10 protein-coding genes, 1 pseudogene and 1 riboswitch are annotated in these 13,426 nt (G+C 58.1%); of the genes and pseudogenes, 3 read left to right on the top strand and 8 right to left on the bottom strand.

The genetic code is table 11. From position 1 onward, the window contains the following. Positions 1 to 118 precede the first annotated feature (118 nt). The 7 genes and pseudogenes from AC27VJ_RS12810 to AC27VJ_RS12780 form a co-directional block, all read right to left on the bottom strand. A complete protein-coding gene (locus AC27VJ_RS12810; protein ID WP_488684368.1) occupies positions 119 to 565 on the bottom strand; it encodes a pseudoazurin in 447 nt (148 codons plus the stop codon). Beyond that, positions 562 to 1,359 carry an ABC transporter ATP-binding protein gene (locus AC27VJ_RS12805; protein ID WP_488684367.1) on the bottom strand — a complete coding sequence of 266 codons (798 nt, stop codon included), beginning with the start codon at positions 1,357 to 1,359 and terminating at the stop codon, positions 562 to 564. Before AC27VJ_RS12805 ends, AC27VJ_RS12810 begins: the two co-directional genes overlap by 4 nt. Continuing rightward, positions 1,356 to 2,375 carry a FecCD family ABC transporter permease gene (locus AC27VJ_RS12800; RefSeq protein WP_488684366.1) on the bottom strand — a complete coding sequence of 340 codons (1,020 nt, stop codon included), beginning with the start codon at positions 2,373 to 2,375 and terminating at the stop codon, positions 1,356 to 1,358. Before AC27VJ_RS12800 ends, AC27VJ_RS12805 begins: the two co-directional genes overlap by 4 nt. 3 nt (positions 2,376 to 2,378) lie before the next feature. Then, positions 2,379 to 3,329: pseudogene (locus AC27VJ_RS12795) on the bottom strand (ABC transporter substrate-binding protein); the annotation flags it as partial. Between the two features lie 269 nt (positions 3,330 to 3,598). Beyond that, positions 3,599 to 3,822: riboswitch (cobalamin riboswitch) on the bottom strand. A 152-nt stretch (positions 3,823 to 3,974) separates the two neighbouring features. Beyond that, positions 3,975 to 6,314, bottom strand: coding sequence for a glucose/quinate/shikimate family membrane-bound PQQ-dependent dehydrogenase (locus AC27VJ_RS12790; RefSeq protein WP_488684365.1), 2,340 nt, complete (start codon positions 6,312 to 6,314; stop codon positions 3,975 to 3,977). A 64-nt stretch (positions 6,315 to 6,378) separates the two neighbouring features. Then, positions 6,379 to 7,341 carry an asparaginase gene (locus AC27VJ_RS12785; protein WP_488684364.1) on the bottom strand — a complete coding sequence of 321 codons (963 nt, stop codon included), beginning with the start codon at positions 7,339 to 7,341 and terminating at the stop codon, positions 6,379 to 6,381. Further along, on the bottom strand, positions 7,338 to 8,813 hold the full coding sequence (locus AC27VJ_RS12780; protein WP_488684363.1) for an amino acid permease: 1,476 nt from the start codon (positions 8,811 to 8,813) through the stop codon (positions 7,338 to 7,340). The genes AC27VJ_RS12785 and AC27VJ_RS12780 overlap by 4 nt, the downstream gene beginning before the upstream one ends. A 294-nt stretch (positions 8,814 to 9,107) precedes the next feature. Between AC27VJ_RS12780 and AC27VJ_RS12775 the strand changes: the two genes are divergently transcribed. Further along, positions 9,108 to 10,529 carry an aspartate ammonia-lyase gene (locus AC27VJ_RS12775; RefSeq protein ID WP_488684678.1) on the top strand — a complete coding sequence of 474 codons (1,422 nt, stop codon included), beginning with the start codon at positions 9,108 to 9,110 and terminating at the stop codon, positions 10,527 to 10,529. On the opposite strand, the gene AC27VJ_RS12770 is transcribed toward AC27VJ_RS12775, so the two are convergent. Then, complete coding sequence (locus AC27VJ_RS12770; protein ID WP_488684362.1) at positions 10,526 to 11,239, bottom strand: FadR/GntR family transcriptional regulator; 714 nt, start codon at positions 11,237 to 11,239, stop codon at positions 10,526 to 10,528. The genes AC27VJ_RS12775 and AC27VJ_RS12770 overlap by 4 nt on opposite strands. 150 nt (positions 11,240 to 11,389) lie before the next feature. On the opposite strand from AC27VJ_RS12770, the gene AC27VJ_RS12765 reads away from it, so the two are divergent. Together AC27VJ_RS12765 and AC27VJ_RS12760 are read left to right on the top strand one after the other, a co-directional pair. After that, positions 11,390 to 11,977, top strand: coding sequence for an ANTAR domain-containing response regulator (locus AC27VJ_RS12765; RefSeq protein ID WP_488684677.1), 588 nt, complete (start codon positions 11,390 to 11,392; stop codon positions 11,975 to 11,977). A 31-nt stretch (positions 11,978 to 12,008) separates the two neighbouring features. Beyond that, positions 12,009 to 13,295, top strand: coding sequence for a CmpA/NrtA family ABC transporter substrate-binding protein (locus AC27VJ_RS12760; protein ID WP_488684361.1), 1,287 nt, complete (start codon positions 12,009 to 12,011; stop codon positions 13,293 to 13,295). Positions 13,296 to 13,426 lie beyond the last annotated feature (131 nt).

Raw genomic sequence — 13,426 nt, 5'->3', positions numbered from 1 at the left:
AGACTTTCACCAGAGGGGCCCGGACCAGCGGGTTGATCCAGATGTGGGAGGCCGTCTTCCCAATTCAAGAGACGCGCCGCCGAAAACGGATGCGCATGCCGCAAAGTCGTGTGGCGGCTTAAGATTTGCCTTCGGCAATGGCCATCAGCGCATCGAAACGCGGTTTTGCGCGGGCGGGATGGTTGACCGATTTGTAGCTTTCCGGGAGCGTCGTTTCGCCGACCTTGATCAGCATCACCATGCCCATACCGTAATGCGGTGAGCATTTGATGCCATAGAAGCCGGGATGATCAAAAGAGACCTCGATTTCCTCATTGATCTTGCCTTTGAAGCCGGTCGCCCCCTCCGGCACCATGCCGTCGATGGTCGCGGCATTGTGGCTCTTGTTGGTGGCGATGAATTTGACCTTATCGCCCGGATTCAGGTGAAGAAAATCCGGCTCGAACACCATCGAGCCTTTTTCACCCTGATTGAGCATCTTCACCTCGAATGTTTCGCCAAGCGCCGGAGAGAAAGCGAGGCAGGCAAGAAACAGGCTGGCAGAAAGCGTGCGAACAATGCTCATGTGACGGTCCTTGAATTCGATAGGGTCTCATCGCGGGGCGGGCGGTAGCGGATGTGGCAGATGTCGCCATCTTCACGCTCGACATCCACCGCAACGCCGAACACATCATCGATCAGATCGACGGTGAACACGGTGGATGGCTTGCCAAGCGCAACCAGCTTGCCGCCTTTCATGACGGCCACCCGGTCGCAGAACATGGCCGCATGGTTGAGGTCGTGCAGAGCGGCGGCAACGGTCAGCCGCTGCTTGCGCACGAGGTGCAGAAGCGCGATCTGATGGCCGATATCGAGATGGTTGGTCGGCTCGTCCAGAAGCAGAATGTTGGGCTTTTGCGCCAGCGCCCGGGCAATATGCAGACGCTGTCGCTCCCCGCCAGACAGCGTATGCCACATGCGTTTTGCAAGATGTTCGGCATCCACATCCCGCAGCGCCTGATCCACGATAGCGTCATCCTGCGCCGACCATGGCGACAAGGCACCGATATGCGGTGTGCGGCCAAGCTCTACGGCCTGACGCGCATTGATCCGCTCCTGCGTTTCCGCCTGTTGCTCGACGAATGCGATGGAGCGCGCGACGTCTCGGCGGTTCATGTCCTGCATCGCCTTACCATCCAGCGTCACCTCGCCGGATTTCGATTTGCGAATACCGCAGAGGAGCGACATGAGGCTCGTTTTGCCAGAGCCGTTCGGCCCGACGATCCCTAGAAATTCACCCGGCCTGATCTCCAGACTGACATTTTTGACGATGTCCACGCCACCGGCAGACCAGCACACATCCTGGGCTGAAAGCATCATACGGCCCTCCGTCGCTGGCTAAGAATGAAAGCGAAAGCGGGTGCGCCGAACAAGGCGGTGATAACGCCGATGGGCAGAACCTGGCCAACGATGATGGTGCGCGACAGAATATCGGCAGCGATCATGAACACTGCCCCCGTCAAGGCAGCAGCGGGCAGAAGACGACCATGGCGAATGCCGACGATCATGCGTGCGGCATGGGGAATGACGAGACCAATAAAGCCGATGGAGCCGACGATGCTGACCATGATGGCCGTCATCAAGGCGGAAACGCCGGTCAGAATAATGTAGACGCGGCGCACGGGTATGCCGAGAGCGGCGGCGGATTCGGAGCCGAAGGTAAAGGCGTCCAGAGCACGCGCATGCCACAGACACACGACGAAACCGCCAATCGCGACAGGCAAGGCCAGCCACACATCCGGCCAGCGAACGCCGGACAGATTGCCCAGCAACCAGAACATGATGCCACGCGCCTGCTCAGCATTGGCCGCCTTGGTCACGATGAAGGAGGTCAGCGCGTTGAAAAGCTGCGAACCGGCGACACCTGCGAGAATAATGGCGCTGTTGCCGCTGCCTGCCCGCAAGGCCAGCAGACTGACAAGCGCAAATGCCACGATTGCCCCCAGAAATGCGCCAAGCGGCATGGTCAGCATGCCGGCACCGAAGCCTAGAATGGCAACGCCTACGGCCCCGGTCGATGCACCCGCAGAAATCCCCAGAATATAAGGATCGGCCAAAGGATTGCGCAGGAGCGATTGAAGCACGACGCCGGACATGGCCAGTGCCGCACCACAGCAGGCGGCTACCACCGCCCGGCTGAGGCGGTAGTTCCAGATGATGCCTTCATCGATGGCATCGAGCGGATAGCCTGCATGGAACACACGGTTTGCGACCGTCTTGGCGACGACATCCATGGGAATGGATGTCTCGCCGATGGCCGCTCCGAACCAGAGCGCCAGAGCCAGACACCCGACCGCCAGCAAGGCGGCACGGGTGAAGATGAAACAGGCACGCATGGCTTACTTTGCAAGGCCAAGCTGGACGACGGCGTCGGCCAGAACTTCGATACCTTCGATGGTGCGGATGGTCGGGTTCATGGCCTGCGCATCCATGGCAACGATGTGCCCCTGCTTGACGGACGGCATCAGGCTCGTGACCGGATCTTCCTTCAGGAACTTCTCCTTGACCACGATATCGTCTGCCGGAAACCGCCTGCGGTCCATCTTACCGGCAACGACAAGGGTCGGCTGCGACTTCGCAATGGTTTCCCAACCCACCGTCGGCCACTCTTCCTCGCTGTTGATGACATTCTTGATGCCAAGCGCGGACATGATGTAGCCGGGCGCACCATTGGTGCCCGCAACGTAAGGATCGATATCAAGCTCCGCACTGGAGAACCAGAAGACGGCAGACAGCTTGCCATCGGCAGAGGCGATCTTCTTGCGCGCCGCTTCTTCGCGAGCCTTCAGATCGGCCACGAGCTTTTCGCCCCTGTCCTGCACATTGAAGATTTGCGCGAGTTCGGTCACTTCCTGATAGATCAGGTCCATGGTGAAGACGGAATGGCGCACGCCATCGCCGCCGCCCGAATTATCCTTGCCGGTGCAATCGGCAGGCGAGGTGTAAACGGGAATTTTCAGCTCTTCGAACTGCTGCGGCTTGGCAACGATGCCTTCTGGGCCGACATGCCACTGAAACTGGGCCGTGACGAGATCAGGCTTTTTGGCCAGCACGCTTTCAAAACTCGGATCGTTATCGGCCAGACGGTCGATCTTGGCATTGGCCTCTTCATAACCCTTAATGACTGGGCCAATCCAGACCGCGGTGCCCACGACCTTGTCGGCCAGACCGAGCAGATAGAGAATTTCCGTGGTGCTTTGACCGATGGACACCGTACGCTCTGGCGCATGGGTAAAGGTCACGTCGCGACCGCAATTCTTGAAGGTCAGCGGATAGGTCGTCTCGGCTGCTTGGGCCGCAGGCATGGCCGTTGCCATTGCCACAACGGCAAAACTGGCTGCAAAAACCGTCTGTTTGAAACTGAATGTCATTTCCGATAGTCCCCGAAATCGTCAGCGGTCGGCGAGAAGCAGACCAATGTGAACATGTGTCGATGTTCAGTCCGTGAAAACACGGGCAGAGACGATCCGAAACCGGGACATGGCAGATGGAATAAGGCGCTGGCGGGCGCAAGATGCAATCACGACGTCTCCTGTTCCGGGCATCCCCGCCCGTGACTTGGAATGAACTTATGACGGCAGGTCTCCTGGCTCACGGATTTGCGTCTTCACCCACCTTCCCGCGATATTCACCCGCAGTGGCATGACGCTTAAATGAGCGCCAAAGGGTTCGACAATCCGCTTACAGTTGCGGGGGCAGCTACGGCATTGAACCAAGGTTCGCACCGTATTCCCTATTATTCCTCGCGATCACTCGCTCGAAACCGTCGCGTGCAGATAGACCTATTCAGAAACCGTCGTCAAGCAATGATTGCTGTAATGTTATTACATATCGATTGCAAGATATGATTTCGGTAAAACAGCATGGTGGTAACACAAAGCACAAAGGCCGGAACTTTCGTCCCGGCCATTGCTTCACAATTCATCACCGCCCATTCAAGGCAGCGTATAAGCGATCACATAATCGCCGGGCTTCGTGCCGACGGAGCCGTGTCCGCCTGCGACGATGACCACATATTGCTTGCCGTCATTCATCGCATAGGTCATCGGCGTTGCCTGTCCGCCTGCGGGAAGGCGTGCTTCCCACAGCTGCTTGCCGGATGTCAGGTCATAGGCGCGCAGGTAATCATCGACAGCAGCGCCGAGGAAGGCAACGCCGCCCTTGGTAATCATCGGGCCACCGATGCCGGGCACGCCGACTTTGAAGGGCAGCGGCAGCGGCGTCATGTCGTAGACGGTACCGTTCTTGTGCTTGTAGGCGACCTCACCCGTGCGCAGATCGGCACCGGCCACATAGCCCCATGGCGGAGCCTGGCAGGGAATGCCGAGCGGTCCGAGGAACGGCCCCATGAGAACGCCATAGGGTGCGCCGTCATTGCGGTTCAGGCCCTGTTCGCTGCCCTTTTCATCCTGTCCCTTTGCGGGGATCTGGGCGCGCGGCACGAGCTGCGATGTGAAGGCCAGATAGGTCGGCATGCCGAACATGACCTGACGTTCTGGATCGACCGCGACGCTGCCCCAGTTGAAGGTGCCGAAATTGCCGGGATAGATGATGCTGCCGTTGAGCGATGGCGGCGTGTAGCGGCCCTTGTAATTCAGCTGATGGAACCTGATGCGGCATGCCAGCTGGTCGAACATGGAGACGCCCCACATGTTCTTTTCCTGGAGCGGATCAGGCTTGAAGGACAGCGCCGAAGTCGGCTGCGTTGGAGCACTGAAATCTTCGGGGATCGTACCGGATGGCGCAGGCTCTTCGGTCATCGCCAGGATCGGCTCGCCGCTGCGGCGGTCCAGCACGTAGATATCGCCCTGCTTGGTCGGTCCAACCAGTGCCGGAACCGTCTGACCATCCTTCTTGGTGATGTCGAGTAGCACAGGCTGCGCTGGCACATCCATGTCCCACAGATCGTGATGCACGAACTGTTGCACCCATTTGTCCTGGCCGGTGTTCACATCCAGCGCGACGATGGAGGAGGAGTATTTCTCGACATTGGCACTCCGGCCCATACCGAGCTGGTCCGGAACCTGATTTCCGAGCGGAATATAGACGAGCCCAAGCGCTTCATCGACGCTGAAAACCGACCAGCTGTTGGGAGAGTTGGTCGTATAGGTCTGACCCGGCTGAAGCGGTTGGGTCTGGGTAGGGTTTCCCGAATCCCAGTTCCAGATCAAGGCACCGCTGTTGACATCGAACGCTCTGATGACGCCGGACTGTTCCTGCGTCGAATAGTTGTCGTTGACGGCACCACCGATGATGATCTTGTTGCCAGCAATGGCAGGTGGGGACGTCGAATAATAATAACCGGCTGGATTATACTCCATGCCGCTTTGCAGATGCAGCGTGCCCTTGTCGGCAAAGGACGTGCAGACCTGACCGTTTTCCGCGTCGAGAGCGATCAGACGCGCATCCGAAGTCGGGAGATAAACCCGTGCCGCACAGGGCGAACCAGCCTGTGCCGTTGGGTCGGCATAATAGGTCACGCCTCGGCAGGTCTGGTGCTGACGATCCGGGTTCATGCCCGAATTGGGGTCATATTTCCACTTTTCCTTGCCGGTCGCGGCATCGATGGCAATGGCCCAATTGTGCGGCGTGCAGATGTAAAGCGAATTGCCGACTTTTAAGGGAGTCACCTGATAGGTTGTCTCGCCCACATCGCCGGGCAACTTCACGTCGCCCGTCTGGTAGCGCCACGCTTCCTTCAACTCACCGACATTGTTGGTGGTGATCTGCGTCAGCGGCGAATAGCGCTGGCCATAAGAGGTGCGCCCATATTGGTGCCACTCATTATCAGGCACAGGGTTTCCGTAGGTCGGATTGGCGGTGACCACCTCGTCGGGCAGATTGCCTTCCATATCCTGCGGGTCCTGCGTCATCGCAAAGGCTGCAGCACCCACGGACACCAAAACGGCAGTCAGCAAGGGAACAGCGTTGGCGCCGTAAGATGTGCCGGTCGGGCTGGTAAAGCCGAGCGGCTTTCTGATCCATGGCATCAACAGCCACATACCGATCAAAATGATGAAGCCGCCACGGGGGCCGAGCTGCCACCAATCGAAGCCGACTTCCCACAAAGCCCAAAGCAGGGTCGCGATGACGAAAGCGGCATAGAAATGCAATGCCGCCTTGTTTCTCTGAAACAAAAGAATGGCCGTCACAACGAATGCGAGGCCTGCCAATGCATAATAGAAGCTTCCACCCAGCATAACGAGCTGAGAACCAAAGCCGAAAATTGCAAGTCCAATAAGCGTCAGGATGACTGCAGTTGATGTCACTGCCATGAATAGCCCCCGGTGGTCTCCCAGCCGGGGAAACGGCATCAGGTCACAAAGGTTCCTGAAAAAATCACGCTTTCGCCACTTTTTGAAAATCGTTGAATGCGCTGACCATTTCTTCGTGGCTTTTCGCAGAAGAGATCATGGCTGCAAGCAAAATTCTTGCCTGCCCTGCTCTCAGCGTGCGGGAATGGATTGCCCCCACGGCACCCATGTCGTGACCCCCGCCACCTCCGCCATAACCGGCCACCAGTTCACCAACCGGAACCCGGCTGGAAACAACCACAGGCACTTTGTTTTCGCAACAGCGTTGGACCGCAGAAACGATGGAAGAATTGGCATTGCCGGAGCCGAGCGCAGACAGGACGATGCCCTTGGCACCTGCGTTGAGGCTGGCATCGATGTGAACCGCATCGCAACCCGGATAGATGGCGACGATATCCACCCTGACGTCTTTAACGGTAGCGGTAAAACCGGGGCTTTGCGAACAGCTTGCCTGCCCGGAAAGATCGAAGGCATCCGGCTCATCCGAGGAGCGCTTGTATAGCCCCCATGCGGGCAAAAGCCTGCCGCCGAAACAGAGAAGAACGCCTTTGTCCGCATTGGCCGGATCAGCAGATGCGGCAATGGCTGCGGAAAGATTGCCGGGGCCATCTGCATGTGGATGATCCGCGGTAAACTGCGCGCCGGTGAAGACGACCGGCTTGGTCAGCCGATGCTGGAGGTGAACCAGAAGCGCACTTTCTTCCATGGCGTCGGTGCCATGGAGAATGACAATGCCCGACACCGCCGGATCGGCCAGCTCCCGGCCCACGGCATCGCTGATATCCTGCATGTCCGAGATGGTGAGGCTGGACGAATCCTTCGCCATCAGCTCGACCGGCTTGACCAGAACCTCGGCGTCGGAGAGGCCTGAAATCAGATGTTCGCCCGACAGTGCGGGCTTGGCCGCACCGGTTTCATCACGCGTGCTGGCAATGGTGCCGCCGGTGGCAATAACCGCCACCAGCAATTTCGATTCCACAATGCTCACTTCTGTCCCCGCGCATCGGCGCTTCTCAATGTGTCTGCCTCTGCCAGCTGGTGAATGCGATTGCGCAACAGATACCACCCCGCAACAAGAGCCGGTGCAATGATGATGAGCGAACCCACCGTCCATGTGCCAGCCGGATAATCCAGTGCCATCAGTACCAGTACGGCAAAGAGAAAGACAAGCGTCAGTATGCCGGTGTAAGGCGCGCCAAACAGTCTGAAATCAGGACGATTCATTTTCCCCTGCCGGGCCAGGTGCCACAGCTTGAGCTGGCATAACACGATGGCACCCCACGCGCAAATAATGCCAAGTGCCGCAACATTAAGGGCAATTTCAAATGCGGCAGCCGGAACGATGGCATTCAGAATGACGCCGATGACGGTGACAACGGCGGTAACCGCAATGCCGCCATAGGGCACGCCCGCCTTGTTCATCTTCGCCAGTGCCGCCGGCGCAGAGCCGGAAACCGCCATGGAATGCAGAATGCGACCGGTGGAATAAAGCCCGGCATTCAGCGACGAAAGAACAGCCGTCAGCACCACGAGGTTCATGATGATGTCAGCACCTTCGATGCCGATGGAGCCAAAGAACGTTACGAACGGGCTCTCGCCAGCCTTATACGCCGTATAGGGCAAAAGCAGCGACAGAAGCAGCACGGAGCCGACATAAAACACCAGCAGGCGGAAAACCACGGTGCGGATGGCGCCGGGAATGACCTTGCGCGGATCTTCCGTCTCGCCCGCCGTCGTGCCGATCAGCTCGATAGATGCATAGGCGAACAGCACCCCCTGGACGATGATGAAGGCTGGCAGAATACCATTGGGGAAAAAGCCGCCATTGTCCGTAATCAGGCTGAAGCCGGTGACATGGCCTTCGATGGGCGTGCCGAAAATGACGAAGTACACACCGACCACGAGGAAGGTGGCCAGAGCAATGACCTTGATGAGGCTGAACCAGAATTCCAGCTCGCCGAAAACTTTCACCGACAGCATGTTCATGGCCAGCACGATGATCAGCGCGCCAAGGGCAAAGACCCATTGGTCGATACCCTGCATCCACGGCACATATTGCTTGAAGAAATTCATGTAGATCGCAACGGCGGTTACATCGGCAACCGAGGTCATGGCCCAGTTCAGCCAGTACATCCAGCCGACAGCAAACGCCATTTTCTCGCCGTAGAACTCACGGGCATAGGATACGAAGGAGCCCGATGTCGGGCGGTGCATGATGAGTTCGCCAAGCGCACGCAGCACCAGAAATGCGAAGAAGCCACACAGGGCATAAACGAAAATCAGAGCCGGTCCGGCAACGGCGAGACGTCCGCCCGCACCGAGAAAAAGCCCGGTTCCGATAGCGCCGCCAATGGCGATCATTTGAATCTGGCGCGGCTTCAGCGCCTTGTGGTAACCGAGGTCTTCCCGGGCTTCCACCTGACGTTCATGGTTGGCTTGGTTCAACTTGTCCACTGACATCGCCCCTCCCTGAGAGCTTTCGTCGTCAGCAAATCCTCTCCACCCGGATGGCCTATCCTAGCATGGCGGGATCAGCGACTTTCAATGTTGTATAGACCACTACAAAATATGCTAAATAACCAGATCCTGTAATGCTGTAAGACAGATTATTTCCAGATACTGGCCCTTATACCGTGCGTCAACCCTCAATCCACCCCCGTTGACGCTGCCCCATACCAGGCGTACAAAACATAAATCTGTCAAGCAGCTTTACAGATTTTAATGTTTGCCCATGTGGAGGAAACCGTGGTGACCATGCGTAAGGAATACGATCTGCTCGGTGAAAAAGACATTCCGAGCGAGGCTTATTGGGGTGTACATACAGCGCGTGCCGCGGAAAATTTCCAGATCACCGGTATTGCCATTGGCCGATATACTTACCTCATTCGCGGGCTGGCCTTCGTGAAGGAGGCTGCGGCAAGGGCAAACCATGAGTTGGGTTTGCTGGACAACGAAAAGCTGACCGCCATTTCACAGGCCTGCCGCGAAATCCGCGAGGGTGCCCTGCACGACCAGTTCATCATCGATGTCATCCAGGGCGGTGCAGGCACCTCCACCAACATGAATGCCAACGAGGTCATCGCCAATCGCGCACTGGAAATTCTGGGTTACAAAAAGGGCGACTACGCTCATCTCCACCCCAACGACCACGTCAATCTCAGCCAATCGACCAATGACGCTTACCCCACCGCCATCAATGTCGCGCTGATCGAAGCCATCGATGATCTTGCCGCCTCTATGCTCATTTTGCAGGACGCTTTCGAGCGCAAGGCCAAGAAATTTGACGGCATTCTCAAGGTGGGTCGCACACAGTTACAGGACGCCGTGCCTATGACATTGGGCCAGGAATTCCGCACCTTCGCGATCATGCTGGGCGAAGATCGTCTTCGCCTGATCGAATCCGCAGCCCTGCTGCATGAAATCAACCTCGGCGCGACGGCTATCGGTACGCGGCTGAATGCGCCCGCTGGTTATGCCGAAGTTGCCTGCAAGCATCTGGTCGAACTCACGGGCCGTCCGCTTGTCACCGCAGCAGATTTGATCGAGGCGACACAGGATCCCGGTGCATTCGTGCATCTCTCCGGCGTGCTGAAGCGGGTTGCCGTCAAGCTGTCGAAGACCTGCAACGATTTGCGCCTGCTGTCCTCCGGTCCTCGTGCCGGCATCGGCGAAATCAACCTGCCGCCGGTCCAGGCGGGCTCCAGCATCATGCCGGGCAAGGTCAACCCGGTCATTCCGGAAGTGGTCAATCAGGTCGCCTTTTCGGTCATCGGCAATGACATCACCATTACAATGGCCGCAGAGGGCGGGCAGCTTCAGCTCAATGCGTTCGAGCCGGTCATCGTTCGCTCATTGTCCGATAGCATCGCGCAGCTGAGCGCCGCCTGCCGCACACTCGCGGAACGCTGCGTCGATGGCATTACCGCCAATGTCGAGATCATGGCGCGCAGGCTGGAAGAATCCCTCGGTCTCGCAACCGCGCTCAACCCGCTGATCGGCTATTACGCTGCAACGCAGGTGGCGCAGGAAGCACTGGCCTCCGGGCGCACGGTCGCGCAGGTGGTTCTGGAAAAAGGCTATTTGAATGCCGAACAGCTTGAACGGGCCTTGCGACCGGAATTGCTGGCCAATCTGCCGCTGTTCAGCCTCACACCGCAGCCGGAAGATGCGCTCTAACCGAGCGCCTTTTCATCACCGATAATGGCGGTGACGACCTGCTTGACCTGCCCGAGATGCGCTTCCATGGCGCTCCGGGCAGTTTCATCCGAACCCGCAGCAATGGCTTCCGCAATCAGCCGATGCTCGATATTTGAGGCGATACGGCGATCAGCCATGATGTTCAGCAGTTCCGATTGCTGACTCAAGGAATCACGCGCATCGGCCACCACTTTGGCAAAAAGCGCGTTGCCGGAGGCTTCGGCGATAGTGCTGTGAAACTCGGAATCCAGCTTGACCCATTTATGTGGATCTTCCTGCAAATCCAAGGCGTCACAGAGTTTCAGAATGCGCGCCAACTGCTCGTTGGTACGCCGCACCGCAGCCCAACCGGCAGCGGGAACCTCGATAAAGGGACGCGCTTCGATGAGATCGCGCGCGGAATAACCGCCATAGCTTAATTCGCGGCTTGGTTTGTCCGTCAGAACGAATGTGCCGCTGCCCGTCCGCGTCTGGGTCATGCCCAGTGTCTGCAAAGACCGTAGCGCCTCACGCACAATCGGTCGGCTGACGCCATAGCGACCGGCAAGGTGCGTTTCCGCAGGCAAGCGGGTGCCCACCGTCAATCGCCCGGAGACGATTGCCAATCGCAAATCTTCGAAGACCGATTCCGCCGCACTCTTGCGGCTTATCGGGCTCGTTTCAGATAACCATTCCGCCCCAGCACTCATGCGGCTAACTTTTTATAAACATGGCATACTTGTCAAGCCGCCTGCGATGACGAGACAGGATTTGATACAAACACTCAACAACAAATGCCTTGTTTTTAATCGCGATTAAAAAGATTGCAAATCTCTTTGCCCTGCGTCATCTATGCGCACATGACGCACCGCGACCTGACCATTCTGGTGATCGATGAAAACGCCATCCGCGCCTCCATAATCGAGGAAGGCCTGCGGGAGGCGGGGCACGACCGCGTCACGGTCATCCATGAAGTCCATGGCGTCGCCCGCATTATCGACACGCTCTGTCCCGACGTCATCGTCATCGACATCGAAAATCCCAACCGGGACATGATGGAGCATTTGTTTCAACTGACCCGCACCGTCGGCCGACCCATCGCCATGTTCGTGGATCGCTCGGATACAGCCTCCATCGAAGCCGCCGTCGAAGCGGGCGTTTCGGCCTATATAGTCGACGGGCTCAAGAAAGAGCGTGTCAAACCCATTCTCGACATGGCGGTCAGCCGTTTCAACGCCTTCAGCCGCCTGCAACGGGAACTGGCGGACGCGAAATCGGCGCTGGAAGACCGCAAGATCGTCGAGCGTGCCAAGGGCATTCTGATGAAGATGCGCGGGCTCTCGGAAGAAGAGGCTTTCGCCCTTCTGCGCCAGACAGCCATGAACGAGAAGAAAAAACTGTCCGAGATTGCGCAAAGCGTCGTGACGGCTGCGGGCCTGTTGATGTGAGCGGCGCAGGCGAGGAAATGGAGCACAGGATATGACGACCATCGTCAGCGAGGTAACGAATAGCGGCAGCGGCGAAACCGGGCCTGCCTTGATCGGCAATGACCGCCAACGCACGCTGCGGGCTGGTTTCATTCCGCTGGTTGATGCGTCCGTTCTGATCGCCGCCGCCGAATTCGGCTTTGCGGAGAAGGAAGGCCTGAAGCTCGATCTCGTAAAAGACGTATCATGGGCCAATGTGCGCGACCGCTTGGCCTTCCGCCAGTTCGATATCGCCCACATGCTGTCACCCATGCCGGTCGCTTCGATGCTGGATCTCGGCTCCAACCCCTCGCCCACCATCACGCCGTTTTCGCTCGGACGTGGCGGCAACGCGATTACGCTGTCGACGCGGTTGTTTGCGCGTATGCGCGAGGTGACGGGACTGTCCGAAACCGCTGGCGCGCTGGATAATGCCAGGGCGCTAAAGACACTTCTGGATGAGATGCGCGCACGTGGTGAAGCCGCGCCGACCTTTGGCGTCACTTACCCCTTCTCATCGCACAATTACGAATTCCGCTACTGGCTGGCGGCTGGCGGTATCGACCCTGACCAAGATGTCAAACTCGTCGTGGTGCCGCCGCCACTGACGTCAGATGCGCTGGCCGCAGGCGCCATCGATGGCTTCTGCGTCGGCGCGCCGTGGAACATGGTGGCGAGCGAACGCGGCATCGGCCGCATCGTCGCGGCCAAACAGGACATCTGGCCATCAGCACCGGAAAAGGTCATCGGCATGCGCCCGGAATGGGCGGATGCACAGCCCGAAGCCGTCTCCCGCCTGCTGGTGGCGCTGGATGCCGCCGCCCGATGGTGCGACCAAGCCGACAATCACGGCGCATTGGCCGAGACACTGGCGGATGCGAAATACATCGCCGCACCCGTGGAGATCATCCGTCAGGTACTGGCCGGACGCTTCAGTGTCGATGCGCAGGGCAACCAACGCGTGATCGAGCGCTATTTCACTTTCCATGATAATTTCGCGAATTATCCGCGCAAGAGTCAGGCCCTGTGGATTTACAGCCAGATGATCCGCTGGGGGCAAGCTCAATTCACGCAACAAGCCACAGAGGCTGCGGCATCGGCCTATCGCAGCGATCTCTATCGCAATGCTTTGGGCGCGAACAACACACCGGCGGAGGCCGATACGCGCATCGAAGGTAACACGGATGGCGACCGTTTCATGGATGGCCACGTCTTCGATCCGAGCGCGATCGAGGACTATGTGAAGAACTTCCCAGTCAGCGCAAGAAACCTCGGTACTGCCCGCGCAGACGACACCTGACTCTAACGCACTGCACAAATGCTACGCACCGAAAAAGCCGCGCCGACATCATGTGCGCAAAAGATGAGCCGTGAACGTCGCGATTAAATTTTGCACAAACGATACACCTCCACAAATAACGCTTTTATATC

It is taken from the genome of Agrobacterium sp. 20P9.1.2 (assembly GCF_057799395.1).
Note: the sequence above shows the minus strand (reverse complement) of the source record. Positions and strands in the feature narration are given on the sequence as shown.